This window comes from Halanaerobium sehlinense, assembly GCF_055379485.1.
This window is the reverse complement of sequence record NZ_AP042442.1, coordinates 1240941-1254731: the sequence shown is the minus strand read 5'-3', so window position 1 is coordinate 1254731 and position 13791 is coordinate 1240941. Positions and strand designations below refer to the sequence as shown.

Sequence of the window (13791 nt, the reverse complement as noted above, 5' to 3'; positions counted from 1 at the left end):
TGACAACAGAAACTCAATTAAAAAAAGTCCTTCCCACTTTGAGAAGAACTTTTAAGACGATTCATTTAAATTCTTTTCCTGACTCTAAAATATTAAATCCATTTTTCTCGATTAGTTTTTTCTTTATCCCATCCTGATCAAAGATGCGGTTGGTATGATTAAAATGGGTAAAGTAAATTTTTTGCTTCTCTGCTGCATCTAAATCAGCTAACAGCTCCATACTCTCTAGAATTGGAGGATGTGGAACCTGGCTGAGCTCTCTGCCCCTCATCTCTCCTAATTCTTTTCTATCAAAAAAAGTACCGTCTATAAAGGCATAATCAACTTCTTTTAAGATTTTTATGAATCGATCTGCAAAAGAGGACCAGCTGTCAAAGTCAGGCAGGTAGAAAAAGCTCTGATCTTTAGCCTTGACTATAAAACCTGCAGTGTCTGCATGTTCATTGCGGTGTTCAACTTCTACTGCTTTAAAGGAAATATTTTCAGTCAGCTGATATTCTTCTTCAAATTTAAAGACTATTGGTTTCAGATTGTTTTCAACTATATCTGACCAGGGAGCATTGCTCTTTAAAAAATCAAGCATCTTCTGGCTCAAATATACCGGAAAATCCGAGGTGTTTAGAGCTTCTTTGCCGAGATACATTAAACCTGTATAATGTCCCAAATGAGCATGTGTTAGGAAAATACCGCTTAGATGCTCAGCTTCCATGTTTTCTGCTGCTGCAAATTCGTTTAATAAATCCAGCTGCTCTGAAAAAGCTGGTGTGGCATCAAAAATGAATGTCTTTTTTGCTTTTAAATCAGCTGCTGCAATAGAACTCTGCAGCAGAGCAAGTGACTTATCTTTTCTAGCCTGCTGGCAGTGCTCACAGCTGCAGTTCAACTGCGGATGACCTGCATCCTGAGCTGTACCCAGCACCTTGATCTTTGTTAAATTAGCCAATCATTTCACTCCTCTTCATTTCATTATCTGTGTCTGCATCTGCTTCTGCAATACTAAAACCTGTCAGGCTGTAAACTACATTAATTAAAATTACTAAAATAGGGAAAAAGAGATAGGGTATAAAGGCAGCTGCTTCAACCTCCAGCATATTTGCTGCAAATATCGCCGGGACACTCCAGGGAACTAAGGTAATTCCAACAGTACCTGCCGCTTCGACTGTCCTGCTTAAGTTTTTAGTATGCAGACCAAATTTTTTGTAGCTTTCTTTAAACAAACTGCCCGGAATGATTATGGCTAGAATTTGAGCTCCGGTGCTGAATCCAATTAAAAAGGTTGAAATAATTGCGGTCATTCCAAGCTGTTTTTCATTTTTGATTAGAGAAATAAACTTATTTAAAATTGCATCTAAGATTCCTACTTCTCTCATGATTCCGCCAAGGGCTGTTGCCAGAATCAGCAAAATTATTGTTCCTCCCATTGAAGCTATGCCTCCCCTATTTAAAAGGCTGTCCAGCATCTGCTGACCTGTACTTCCTTGATAACCAAAACTCAAAGCTGAAAAAACCTGCTGCAGTGATGAACCCTGAAAAATTACTGCAAATAAACCGCCAACTAAAGAAACAGAAATCAAAGCTGGAATAGCTGGTATTTTTTTAACTGCCAGGATAATTGTCAGCAGGGGAACTAGTAAAAGCAGTGGAGTAATATTAAAAACACTCTCCAATCCGGTCATTAAACTGCTGATTTCTCCTATACCAGAAGTGATTTCGGTCATCTGATTGATCCCTAAAAAATAATAAATTACTAAGGAAATTAAAAAAGCAGGAATTGTATCCCAAAACATGTGATTAATATGTTCAAAAAGATCACATTCTGCGATTGCAGGGGCAATATTTGTTGTGTCAGATAAAGGAGATATTTTATCTCCAAAAAAGGCACCGGAAATTACTGCTGCAGCTGTAATTGCAGCTGGAAAACCCATCCCATTACCAACAGCCATCAAGGCTATACCTACAGTTGCAATTGAGGTAAAAGACGTCCCTGTACTTGTTGAAACAACTGCTGTTATTAAAGCTGCTAAAGGCAGAAAAACTGAAGGGTTAATTATCTTTAGTCCGTAGTAGATTAAAGATGGAATAATTCCACTTAAAATCCAGCTGCCGATTATTGAACCGACAATGATTAAGATGAAAATTGGCTGCAGAGCCTGGGCCACCCCATTTTTCAACCCGCTTTCTAATTGATCCCAGCTCTTTTTATAATAGACTCCCACTAAGGCAGCTGCGGTACTGCCGCTCAAAAGAGGAATCAGCATTCCAATCTTCCAGACAAAAACAGATAAAGCTCCGGTTAATAAAAGTACTAAAACCGGTATTAAAGCTACTACAAAAGAAATATCACTGCTCTTCTTCTCATTACTCATTCCTATTCCTCCTAATTTTTTTAATAAAATCAAAAAAAGCCGCCCCTTTAACAGGACGACTTATACTCGCGGTACCACCTGAATTAATCTGTAAAACAGATTCACTCTTTTGGAAGCAATCACTTCCTCACCCTATAACGTGGGTTGACGTCAAAACTTACTTAAATTCAGTCTGAAACTCAGAGGTGTAATTCAGCCGGCAGGCTTACTGGATCCTCATCATTGTTTTTATCTAATATAATTTTATTAATAAAATTATATCTTATGATTTTAGTCATTGTCAAGATTTAATTTAAAATAACAATTAAGCCAAGAAAAATAAATGCAGTACCAATTGCTTTAGACAGCTTTCTTTCGGAGGCGCCATTGGCAAATCCAGCAGCTGTTAAAGCACCAATAAAAGCAGCTGAACCACTTAAAAATAATTCTAAATATGGAATATGCTGTTCAACAATAAAGTGACTTGCAGAACCAAAAAGAGCGGTAAAAGTCATAATCAGAACAGAAGTTCCAATTGCAATATGAGTTTTGTAATCTAAGACAAAGGTTAAAACCATTAAGATCATTACTCCACCACCGGCACCAAAAACACCTGTCATTAAACCAATGAGTGTCCCAAAGATTACTGAAGCCAGTTTTTCTCTTTCACGAAAGAACTTAAGATCAAATTTATCTTTAAACTCCTCTACCCGTTGGTTTATTGGCTTTCTTCTAAAGGAAATTCCTGTTAAGAAGATTATAACCCCGGTTAAACCACCTAAGGCAGCGGAATTCATACCTCCAGACAGCCAGCTGCCCAAAACAGCAGCGGTAACTGCAGAAATAGCTATCAAAAGTCCACCCTTTATATTGATGTTGCCGTGTTTTTTATATGTATAGGCCGAAACTGAAGAAGCAATAACATCAGTGGCCAGGCTGATACCAATAGCTGAATAAGGATCATAACCTAAAAAGATCACTAAAAACGGGGTCACAATTACCACAGCTGAAGCACCGACCAGACCGGTTACAATTCCAGCTCCAAAACCAGCGATTAATAAAACTAAAATTTCAAGCATAAAATAAAACAACTCCTATTTATTTATAATTTATAAACATTATAAACAAATAAGAGTTTGCTGACAGTTAAATAATAACTTTGATCTCTACTTTTTATTTAATCTTTCTAATCCAGCCTTCAGGAGCATCCATTACTCCAAGCTGCATTTTAGTCAAAGTCTCATATAACTTTTTAATAGTTGGACCTACCTTATTCATTCCGTTAGAAAATTCTATTTCCTGCTCACCATTCACAATTTTCCCGATTGGTGAAATAACTGCTGCTGTTCCACAGAGACCAGCTTCTACAAAATTTTCCAACTCCTCAAATTTAACCTTTCTTTCTATTACTTCTAAATCTAAGTAATTTTCAGCCAGATAAATAATTGATCTTTTGGTAATTGAAGGTAAAATCGAATTAGATTTTGGAGTTACCAGCTTTTTATCATCTGTAATTAAGATGATATTAGCGCCCCCACTCTCTTCAATATAACTGCGGGTAGCTGCATCTAAAAATAGATTCTCGTCAAAACCATCTTCATGAGCCTTAACTGTTGTCTTCAAACTCATAGCATAGTTTAATCCAGCCTTTAAATGACCTGTCCCCCTGGGAGCTGCTCTATCATATTCACTAACAGTTAAAGTTATTGGCTTTGCTCCTCCCTTAAAATAAGGTCCTACTGGAGTTGAATAAAGTCTAAACTGATATTCTTTAGCCGGCTTAATCCCAATTACAGGGGTTGTAGCAAAGATATAAGGGCGTAAATAAAGAGAAGCCCCGGTCCCATAAGGCGGTACCCAGTCCTGATTGGCCTCTACAACCTGATCAACAGCTTCTAAAAATCTTTCTTCTGGAAATGCTGGAATCTTTAAACCACGGGCTGATTGAACCATTCGCTCTGCATTTAAATCAGGCCTAAAAGTAACTATGCTGCCGTCTTTAGCTGTATAGGCTTTTAAACCTTCGAAGACCTGCTGACAGTACTGCATAATTCCTGCACTCTCATTAATTACTATATTTGGATCAGAAATTAACTGTCCCTCACTCCAGCTGCCGTCCTCATAATTTGCTATGTACCTCTTATCAGTTTCATGATACTGAAATCCTATGTTTTCCCAATCTAAATTTTTCTTAGTCATCTGCTATCTACTCCCTACTTTTTATTTTATAAACTAATTTAAAACTTTATAAACTAATACTCAATCAGCTCAATTTTAGACTCTTCTAGTAACTTCTCTGCAAATTGATCTGAATAAGCATTTTTAAAAATTATTTTTTTTATACCGGCATTAATTAAAATTTTAGTACAGATTATACAGGGCTGATGGGTACAGTAAACTGTAGATCCCTCTGTTTTGACACCATGGAGTGCAGCCTGGGCAACTAAATTTTGTTCAGCATGAACTCCTCTGCAGATTTCATGTCTCTCACCACTTGGAACCCTCATTTCTTCACGCAAACAGCCTGTGACTTCACAGTGAGTTATGTCTTTTGGAGCTCCATTATAGCCAGTTGCTAAGACTTTTTTATCTCTGACTAAAACTGCTCCTACACTGCGTCTGAGGCAGCTTGCTCTTTTGGCAGCCAGTTCTGCCATTTCCATAAAATATTCATCCCAGTCAGGCCGATCCAAATTAATCACTCCCAATATAAAATTTATTATTATTATCATAACATTTTTTGAGCTATTTATGCAAAAAAATAAGGCCATTTTTTTGGCCATTTAAATTTTAAGAAACATAATCTTTATTTTTCTTCACAGTTCTCAACTCTCTGTCTGCTCTTAAAAACTCACTTAAATAATCTCCAACTACTTCTAGATGCTGTTTTTCTTTTACTAAATCATCAATCAATTCTTTTATTTTTTCAAGTGATTCTATATTTTTTAAAGAAAGTTTAGTAACCAATTTTTTATCGACCAGCAGTTTGCTGCAGTTTATAAATCTAATTATTTCTTCCTCGTTAATCTGATATGGCTGGCTGCCCTCCAGTTCCAGACATCTCCTGGCTGCGGCAATTTCTTCTAAACTGTACTTCCCCCGCAAACTGAGGGCTGTTATAATTTCAGCAGCTACTATATCAGGATATAATGCTGCTCCTGATTCAACTTTAATTCGAGAAATTACACCTTTTCTTGTCCATTCCTGTAAAGTTAAATCCATGTAGATCACCGGTAAATCCCTGTCAATTACTTCTTCAACCAAACTTCTGGCAGCATTTAAGGAAATCATCTTTACCCAATCCTTTCCTGTGCTCTTAACACCGGTTGAGAAAATTATTTTAAATTGTCAACCTCACTAAAAAAATCCTGCAGGTGATTTTCAGTAATTCTCCACTTTCTAGCAACTTTTTTGGCCTTCAACTCCTTTTTATTAATCAGCTTCAAGACAGACCCCCGAGAGATTTTTAGCATATCAGCTACCTCATCTGTTGTATAAACCTTCATCTAAATCTCTCCTTTCTGTGTAATCTTATTGTAGCACATTTTTCAGCCTATTTCAACTTTGAACCCCTTTTGAATATGCTTTGACCTATTTTGAATATTGATCGAATTAATCATCAGATCATCAGCTGTCACATTAAAAAAATCCCCAAATGGGCTTAAATACCCACCGGGGATCCTGTGTTTATTTTAATAATTTGTGATAATCCTGGATTGCTCTCAGCTCATAGTCATTATTAATTTCAGCTTCAATACCTGCTGCACTGGCTCGAGCAGCATTTGTAGTTGTAATATATGGTATCTTATATTTTATAGCAGCTGAACGGATATAGCTGTCATTTTCTATTCCTTCCTTACCAATTGGGGTATTGATTATCAGCTGAATTTCGCCATTTTTAATAGCATCAACGATATTGGGACGGCCGTGACCCAGCTTGTTAATCAGCTTATTTTCTACTCCCTGCTGAGCCAGGTATTGACCTGTTCCCTCAGTTGCCAGGATTTCGAAACCAAGTTCTTTTAATTTCTGGGCTGTATCTACAATTTTTTCTTTGTCTTTATCATTAACCGTAATTAGAACCTTACCTGAAGTTGGCAGCTCCAATCCGGCAGCAGTCTGAGCTTTGTAGAATGCCTGAGCATAGGTACTGGCAATTCCCATTACCTCTCCGGTCGCCTTCATTTCTGGGCCTAAAACAGCATCAATATTCTCAAACTTGTCAAAGGGGAATACCGCTTCTTTAACTCCTGTATAAGGAATTTCTTTTTCCTTTAAATCAAGTGAAGCGAGAGATTCTCCTAGCATCAATCTAGTTGCCAGTTGGGCCATGTTAATCCCTGTCACCTTGCTGACAAGCGGAACTGTTCTGGAAGCTCTGGGGTTGGCTTCAATAATATAGACTTTACCCTCATAGATGGCAAACTGGATATTCATTAGGCCAACAACATCAAGGGCTGAAGCAATTTTAGCAGTATAGTCCTTGATTGTTTTAAGCTGTTCATCTGTTATCTCCAGAGATGGGATGGCACAGGCACTGTCACCAGAATGGATTCCAGCTTCTTCAATATGCTCCATTACTGCAGCTACAAAGGTATCTTCGCCATCTGTTAGTGCATCAACTTCTGCTTCTAAGGCATCTTCTAAAAACTTATCGATTAAAACCGGATGCTCAGCTGAAACTTCTGCTACCTGTGATTCCAGATAGTTCTCTAAACTTTTTTGATCATAGACAATCTCCATGCCTCGACCTCCAAGGACATAAGACGGTCTGAGCATCAGCGGATAGCCAATTTCTGCTGCAATTTGATGTGCTTCTGCAGCAGATCTTGCGATATCACTTTTCGGCTGTGGAATTTCCAGTTCATTCATCAACCTTCTAAATTCTTCTCTATTTTCAGCAAAGTCAATACTGGCAGGTGAGGTTCCTAAAATATTAACTCCAGCCTTTTCTAACTCCTCTGCAATATTAAGTGGAGTCTGCCCTCCAAACTGGACAATTACTCCCTCAGGTTTTTCTTTTTCGTAGATTCTTAAAACATCCTCAGCTGTCAGCGGTTCAAAATATAATTTTGAGGAAATGTCGTAATCTGTCGAAACTGTTTCCGGGTTACAGTTGACCATTACTGAATCATAGCCCAAATCATCCAGGGTAAAGGATGCATGTACACAGGCATAGTCAAATTCTATTCCCTGACCAATTCTATTGGGACCTCCACCTAAAATCATTACTTTTTTGGAGTCTGAACTTGGGATCTTTTCTTCAGCTAAATTATAGGATGAATAATAGTACTCTCCCTCAGCTCCACTAACTTTGACTAAATCAAAGTTATCATTTTTAACTGCATACTTCCTTGCTTTACGCAGCTGTTGTTCATTATGGCTTAAAATTTCTGCCAGATATTTATCAGAAAATCCTTTTTCCTTTGCTTCAACTAAAATATCTGCTGGCAGGCGCTTGCCCTTATATTTAAGCAGCTTATTTTCTAAATCCACCAGTTTTTTCATTTCATCTAAAAACCAGGTAGAAATAAAGGTGATTTCTTCTATTTCTGAGACTGCAGCGCCTTTTTTCAGAGCCTCATAAATTAAAAAATGTCTTTCGCTGGAAGGAGTTCTCAAGCGGTCTAAAATTTCTTCTTTTTCCAGTGCCTGGAACTCTTCTACATTCCCAAAGCCTGACCTACCAATTTCTAGAGAACGGATTGCTTTCTGAGCGGCTTCGGCATAAGTTTTACCGATACTCATCGCCTCACCTACTGCCTTCATCTGAGTTCCCAGCTTATCTTCAGCTCCCGGGAATTTTTCAAAAGACCAGCGGGCATATTTAACCACTACATAATCTCCACCGGGTTCATATTCGGAAAGATTGTCCCCATTATAATATGGCAGTTCATCTAAGGTAATTCCAACTGACAATTTGGTTGAAATTCTGGCAATTGGAAAACCTGTTGCTTTTGAAGCCAGAGCAGATGAGCGTGAGGTTCTGGGGTTCATCTCTATAATTACCAGCCTGTCTTCTTCGCGATTGTAAGCAAACTGGAAGTTAGCACCACCGATAACTCCAATTGCATCTGCAATTTTATAACTGTGTTCTTCAATTCGCTGCTGTACATCTTCATCGATAGTCAGCATTGGTGCAACACAGAAGCTGTCACCTGTATGTACTCCCATTGGGTCAACATTTTCTATAAAGCAGATTGATATCTTATTTTCATTTTCATCTCTGACCAGTTCAAGCTCCAATTCCTGCCAGCCTAAAACTGCTTCTTCGATTAAAATCTGATCGATCATGCTGGCTGCTATTCCATTTTCTGCAACATTTTTCAGCTCTTCTAAGTTGTAGACTAAACCTCCACCACTACCTCCCATAGTGTAAGCGGGTCTAACAACTACTGGAAAGCCCATATCTTTGGCTATTTTTACCGCCTCTTCTACATCATATGCAGGTAAACTCCTGGGCATTGGCACTCCCAGCTTTTCCATTTCTTCTTTGAATAAAATTCGGTCTTCTCCCCGCTCAATTGCTTCGGGCTGAATTCCAATAATCTCTACTCCATATTTTTCTAACACTCCTGTTTCATAAAGTTCTGAAGCTAAATTAAGTGCTGTCTGACCACCTAAATTGGAAAGCAGTGCATCTGGTTTTTCCTTTTTTATAATGCGCTCAATACTCTCTGCTGTCAGCGGCTCAATATAAGTTCTATCCGCTATTTCGGGATCTGTCATAATTGTTGCCGGATTTGAATTAACAAGAACAATTTCATAATCTTCTTCCATCAACGCTTTACAGGCCTGAGTTCCAGAATAATCAAACTCACAGGCCTGTCCAATTACTATCGGTCCAGAACCAATAATCAAAATCTTATTTAAATCTTTTCTTTTGGGCATTAATTCACTCCTCCTCAAATTCTTTTGCCTTGTATATACATTTTAGATTAAACTTCATTTTCCTGCCTGAAAATAAATGTTTTATTAATATATCTTGATTGTAACAAAAAAATTTGCAAATTTAAATTTTTATGGTATAATTTATTCATGTGAAAAATATAACAAAATAATTTCATAAGATCATAATTTTATAAGGAGGAATTAAAAAATGAAAAAGACAATGAAAGCTGCGCGTTGGTATTCAAAAAAAGATATTCGAGTTGAGGAAATAGCAATTCCTGAAGTTAAGAAAGGTGAAGTTTTAATAGAGGTTGATTGGTGTGGTATTTGTGGTTCTGATTTACACGAATATTTAACAGGGCCAATTTTCATTCCTGAAGACAGTGAACATCCTATTACTAACGAAAAAGCTCCAGTTGTTTTAGGTCATGAATTTGCTGGTACAATTAAAGAAATAGCCGATGGTGTTGATAAATTTAAAATTGGAGATAAAGTAACTGTAGAACCTATTGTTTCTTGTGGAGAATGTATTTACTGCAAAAGTGGAGACTATCACCTCTGTGATAAATTAGGATTTCATGGACTGGCTGGTGGAGGTGGAGGTTTAGCTGAATATACTATCTTTTCTGCTGATAAGGTTCACAAACTTCCAGAAGGTATGAGTACTAAAGAAGGAGCCTTAATTGAACCGCTTGCTGTTGCTTCTCATTCAATTAGAAAAGCAAAGTTTATGCAGGGAGAAACTGCAGCTGTTTTAGGAGCAGGTCCAATTGGACTATCTACTATTTTAGCACTTAAAGCTGCTGGTGCACAAACAATTATTGCAGTAGAAATTGCTGAAAAAAGAAAAGAATTTGCGAAAGAATTTGGAGCCGATTTAGTACTTGATCCCACAGAAGTTGATGTTGTTAAAGAAGTTTACAAATATACATCTGGAATTGGTGTTGACGCATCTTTTGAAACAACTGGTGTTGAAGCTGGATTAAAATCTGCAATTAATATTGCTCGTCGTGGTGGGAAAATAGTAGTAACAAGCATCTGGGAAAAAGCAGTTAATATTAATTTTAATGATATAGTTCTAACTGAAAAAGAACTAATTGGTACTATTGCTTATAGAAATGGTGTTTTCCCTACTGTTAGTTCTCTTATTGAAGATGGTAGAATTGTAGCAGATAAAATGATCACTTCAGAAATATCCTTAGATGATATAGAAGAAAAAGGATTTAAAGAACTAATAAATAATAAAAATGAGCATATTAAAATTCTTGTATCACCAAAAAAATAATTAATATCAGGCCCTTATCTTTAAAAAGATAAGGGCCTTTAATAATTTGTAATTCTATTTCTTTATAACTAATTTCTTGAAATCTTCAGTCTGCTTTTTAATAGCAGCTTCTGTAGGCAGTCTCTCAATACTGGAAGCTCCAAAAAATCCAACTACATTTTCTGTGTTTTCTAAAACATATTCGGCATCATCAGGCATTGCTATTGGACCACCATGGCAGATAACCATTACATCTTCGTTAACACTTTTGCCTGCATCTGCGATTCTTTGAACCTTTTTAGCACTTTCTTCTAAAGTTAGAGCGGTTTCTGCACCGATACTACCGCTGGTTGTTAGACCCATATGGGCAACTAAGACATCAGCTCCGGCTTCTGCCATCGCTTTAGCATCTTCTTCGCTGAAAACATAAGGGGCAGTAAACATGTTAAGCTGATGGGCTTTTCTAATCATCTCAATTTCTAAATCATAACCCATTCCTGTTTCTTCTAAATTCTGTCTAAATACCCCGTCGATTAAACCAACAGTTGGGAAGTTCTGAACCCCTGAAAATCCCATAGCTTTTAGATCTTTTAAAAAATTATCCATTAATCTAAAAGGATCTGTGCCACAGACCCCTGCCAGTACAGGAGTTTCTTTAGCAACCGGCAGCACTTCGTCTGCCATTTCAACAACTATTCCATTCGCATCTCCATAAGGCAGCAAACCAGCTAATGAACCTCTGCCTGCCATTCTGTAGCGGCCTGAATTATAGATTATTATTAAATCTACCCCACCTTTTTGAGCAAATTTGGCTGAAATACCGGTTCCAGCACCAGCACCAACTATACTTTTACCCTTTGCAATTTCCTTTTCCAATCTTTTCCGAACCTCTTTGCGTGTAAAAGCCATTATTATCCCCCTTTTAATTTTAGATGAATTTAATAATTTAAATTTTAAATAGTCTTGCTAAAATTTCACTTATTTGAAGTCTAAGCTTCAATCAGTTCAATCATTTTTTTGGCTAAAGCCAGAGCATATTCTTCATCATTAATATGCATTTCTTTTTCTATAAGCTCTACTTTATCCTGGTCAATATTTTCTCTTAATGTCTCAAACAGCATCTTATCTTCATCCGGACCGTAAAACGGTTGTCCTTCTGCATCAATCATCGAAACACCTTTGAGAGGCAGGAATAAGGCTGTTTTTGATTCAGCTTTATTTAATTTTTTTGCAATAATTTCTGCCAGTTTTTTGTTTTCTTCAGTCGTTGTTCTCATTAAGGTTACTGTCGGATTATGTTTATATAAATTACGATTTTTGAACTCTTTTGGTACTGAATCAATTGGACCAAAATTAACCATATCTAAAGCTCCTGTGGAAACTACCTGAGGTACTCCTTTTTTGCCAGCAGCTTCTAAACGATCGGGGCCTGCTGAAAGTACTCCCCCAACAAGTTCATCACAGAGTTCAGTTGTGGTTATATCAAGAACTCCACTGATAAATCCTTCTTCAACTAAGTTTTCCATCGCTCTGCCACCAGTTCCAGTTGCGTGAAATACTAAAACTTCATAGCCGTGATCTTCTAAATAATCTCTTGCCTTTTCCACACAGGGAGTTGTAACTCCAAACATAGTTGCGGCAATTAAAGGTCTTTTTTCTTTTGGTTCTGGTTTTTTACCTTTAACCATCCCGGCAACAGCAAAGGCTGCATTTGATAATATTTCTGATGATAAAGAATTAACACCCAGAATATCAACAACAGAATACATCATAGTAATATCTTTAGTTCCAACATAGGGTCTTGTATCACCAGATGCAAGTGTTGAGACCATAACTTTAGGAATTCCAACCGGCAGTCTTTTCATTGCTGTTGTTCCGATTGTTGTACCAGCAGAACCACCAAGGCTAATTATTCCAGCAACTTTTCCTTTTTGATTAAGTTCTGCAACAATTTCTGCAGCACCATCTGACATGACTTCCATTGATCTACCCCGATCAGCTGCCTCGACCAGATTTTTTATCTTATCCCCACCAGCTTTGGCAACTTCTGATCGGTCAATATCAGGTTCAAAATATGGCTCTCCCAACACTCCGGCATCAATGACAATTGTTTCTAAACCTTCCTCTTCAATAATCTCTTTGACATACTTAGATTCTTCTCCCTTAGTATCCAAAGTTCCAACAATAACTACTTTACTCAAAACAATCCCCCCTTGTGTTAGATTATTAAAAACTAATGAAATTAATTAGTTAATTTTCTGACTATTCCAACTTTATTATATAGCCTGAGCAGTTTAATTACAAATAATAACAATTTTAATATTTAATTTTTATATCAAAAAGCCCTCTGTTTCAGAACAAAATTAATAATTTGTCTGATAGAGAGGGATTAAAAACATAAAATACATTATATTGTTTTTTTATTTAACTTTTAGAACCTGAATGAACTCCAGAATTAATAAAATATTTAGACATAGTCAAAAACAAAATAAAAATAGGGATACTTGCAGTAGCTGCAATTGCCATCATTATACCCTCATCTGTATTAGTTTCAGCTAAAAATCTTGTTATATAAAGAGGAATTGTCTTCATTTCTTCACTTTGAATAACCATCAAAGGCCACAAAAGGTTATCCCACTGAGTCCTAAAAGTCAAAACAGCTAAAGTGGCAATAACAGGCTTACAGTTTGGAAGAACAATCTTCCAAAAAATTTCAAATTCACCTGCACCATCAATTCTTGCAGAGTCAAGCATATCATCAGGAAAGGTTATCAGATATTGTCTCATCATAAAAATTCCAAAAGCATTAGTTAAAAAAGGCAAAATTAAACCTGCATAACTGTCACTGATACCTAAATTTAAAGCAACCATATAAAGTGGAACCATAATTGCTTCAAATGGAACCATCATTGTTCCCATAATTGCCATGAAAATTAATGTTTTACCTTTAAATTCAAACTTAGCAAGCGAATAACCTGTAATTGCTGATAAAATAACAGTTGTAAAAGTCACTGAACTAGAAACTACAAGTGAGTTAAAAATATTTCTAATGTATATAAAGCTATCATAAGGTCCCTTAATTCCATTCCAATAGTTCTGCCAGTGTATTTCTCCTGTAAACCAGGGGTAGGGCATCTTTAAAATTTCAGTTGCCGGCATGATTGAAGCTGTGAACATAAATAATAAAGGGACTACTATTAATCCTGCAGCAAAAATTAGTATTATCCAAACTAATAATCTAAAAAACGAAAAATCTTCAATAAAATTTTCTCTATTTTTTGACTTCATTGA

Annotated in this window: 12 protein-coding genes and 1 other annotated feature; of the genes, 1 reads left to right on the top strand and 11 read right to left on the bottom strand. The window is 36.7% G+C overall.

Annotated features, from left to right (window positions below; genetic code table 11):
• Positions 1 to 61 precede the first annotated feature (61 nt).
• The 8 genes from ACZ446_RS05990 to carB form a co-directional block, all read right to left on the bottom strand.
• On the bottom strand, positions 62 to 943 hold the full coding sequence (locus tag ACZ446_RS05990) for an MBL fold metallo-hydrolase (RefSeq protein WP_464394205.1): 882 nt from the start codon (positions 941 to 943) through the stop codon (positions 62 to 64).
• Positions 936 to 2366: a Na+/H+ antiporter NhaC gene (gene nhaC / locus ACZ446_RS05985; RefSeq protein ID WP_464394204.1), complete on the bottom strand. Its 1431-nt coding sequence runs from the start codon at positions 2364 to 2366 to the stop codon at positions 936 to 938. The genes ACZ446_RS05990 and nhaC overlap by 8 nt, the downstream gene beginning before the upstream one ends.
• 48 nt (positions 2367 to 2414) lie before the next feature.
• Positions 2415 to 2598 (bottom strand) — a binding site (T-box leader).
• 55 nt (positions 2599 to 2653) lie between these two features.
• On the bottom strand, positions 2654 to 3424 hold the full coding sequence (locus tag ACZ446_RS05980; RefSeq protein WP_464394203.1) for a sulfite exporter TauE/SafE family protein: 771 nt from the start codon (positions 3422 to 3424) through the stop codon (positions 2654 to 2656).
• 94 nt (positions 3425 to 3518) lie between these two features.
• A complete protein-coding gene (locus ACZ446_RS05975) occupies positions 3519 to 4544 on the bottom strand; it encodes a branched-chain amino acid aminotransferase (protein WP_464394202.1) in 1026 nt (341 codons plus the stop codon).
• A 53-nt stretch (positions 4545 to 4597) separates the two neighbouring features.
• Positions 4598 to 5038, bottom strand: a complete 441-nt coding sequence (locus ACZ446_RS05970) for a deoxycytidylate deaminase (RefSeq protein ID WP_464394201.1) — start codon at positions 5036 to 5038, stop codon at positions 4598 to 4600.
• A 97-nt stretch (positions 5039 to 5135) separates the two neighbouring features.
• Positions 5136 to 5636, bottom strand: a complete 501-nt coding sequence (locus tag ACZ446_RS05965; protein ID WP_464394200.1) for a hypothetical protein — start codon at positions 5634 to 5636, stop codon at positions 5136 to 5138.
• A 44-nt stretch (positions 5637 to 5680) separates the two neighbouring features.
• Complete coding sequence (locus tag ACZ446_RS05960) at positions 5681 to 5851, bottom strand: helix-turn-helix domain-containing protein (RefSeq protein ID WP_464394199.1); 171 nt, start codon at positions 5849 to 5851, stop codon at positions 5681 to 5683.
• 181 nt (positions 5852 to 6032) lie between these two features.
• Positions 6033 to 9236, bottom strand: coding sequence for a carbamoyl-phosphate synthase large subunit (carB, locus tag ACZ446_RS05955; protein ID WP_464394198.1), 3204 nt, complete (start codon positions 9234 to 9236; stop codon positions 6033 to 6035).
• A gap of 220 nt (positions 9237 to 9456) precedes the next feature.
• Here carB and ACZ446_RS05950 point away from each other — a divergent pair, with 220 nt between their 5' ends.
• Positions 9457 to 10521: a 2,3-butanediol dehydrogenase gene (locus tag ACZ446_RS05950; protein WP_133505450.1), complete on the top strand. Its 1065-nt coding sequence runs from the start codon at positions 9457 to 9459 to the stop codon at positions 10519 to 10521.
• 54 nt (positions 10522 to 10575) lie between these two features.
• On the opposite strand, the gene ACZ446_RS05945 is transcribed toward ACZ446_RS05950, so the two are convergent.
• From ACZ446_RS05945 to ACZ446_RS05935, 3 genes are all read right to left on the bottom strand, one after another.
• Positions 10576 to 11409 (bottom strand): phosphoenolpyruvate hydrolase family protein, encoded by an 834-nt coding sequence (locus ACZ446_RS05945; protein WP_133505440.1) that lies wholly within the window; start codon positions 11407 to 11409, stop codon positions 10576 to 10578.
• An 80-nt stretch (positions 11410 to 11489) separates the two neighbouring features.
• The gene (locus ACZ446_RS05940) at positions 11490 to 12701 is read right to left on the bottom strand and encodes a Tm-1-like ATP-binding domain-containing protein (RefSeq protein ID WP_133505439.1); all 1212 of its coding nucleotides are present in this window, start codon (positions 12699 to 12701) and stop codon (positions 11490 to 11492) included.
• A 223-nt stretch (positions 12702 to 12924) separates the two neighbouring features.
• The gene (locus ACZ446_RS05935) at positions 12925 to 13788 is read right to left on the bottom strand and encodes a carbohydrate ABC transporter permease (protein WP_464394197.1); all 864 of its coding nucleotides are present in this window, start codon (positions 13786 to 13788) and stop codon (positions 12925 to 12927) included.
• Positions 13789 to 13791: the final 3 nt, after the last annotated feature.

What these genes read in the sequence shown, in the direction of transcription:
- ACZ446_RS05945 (WP_133505440.1), bottom strand. Translation starts at nt 11,409, where the DNA reads ATGGCTTTTACACGCAAAGAGGTTCGGAAAAGATTGGAAAAGGAAATT.
- ACZ446_RS05960 (WP_464394199.1), bottom strand. Translation starts at nt 5,851, where the DNA reads ATGAAGGTTTATACAACAGATGAGGTAGCTGATATGCTAAAAATCTCT.
- ACZ446_RS05950 (WP_133505450.1), top strand. Translation starts at nt 9,457, where the DNA reads ATGAAAGCTGCGCGTTGGTATTCAAAAAAAGATATTCGAGTTGAGGAA.
- ACZ446_RS05965 (WP_464394200.1), bottom strand. Translation starts at nt 5,636, where the DNA reads ATGATTTCCTTAAATGCTGCCAGAAGTTTGGTTGAAGAAGTAATTGAC.
- carB (WP_464394198.1), bottom strand. Translation starts at nt 9,236, where the DNA reads ATGCCCAAAAGAAAAGATTTAAATAAGATTTTGATTATTGGTTCTGGA.
- ACZ446_RS05935 (WP_464394197.1), bottom strand. Translation starts at nt 13,788, where the DNA reads ATGAAGTCAAAAAATAGAGAAAATTTTATTGAAGATTTTTCGTTTTTT.
- nhaC (WP_464394204.1), bottom strand. Translation starts at nt 2,366, where the DNA reads ATGAGTAATGAGAAGAAGAGCAGTGATATTTCTTTTGTAGTAGCTTTA.
- ACZ446_RS05980 (WP_464394203.1), bottom strand. Translation starts at nt 3,424, where the DNA reads ATGCTTGAAATTTTAGTTTTATTAATCGCTGGTTTTGGAGCTGGAATT.
- ACZ446_RS05975 (WP_464394202.1), bottom strand. Translation starts at nt 4,544, where the DNA reads ATGACTAAGAAAAATTTAGATTGGGAAAACATAGGATTTCAGTATCAT.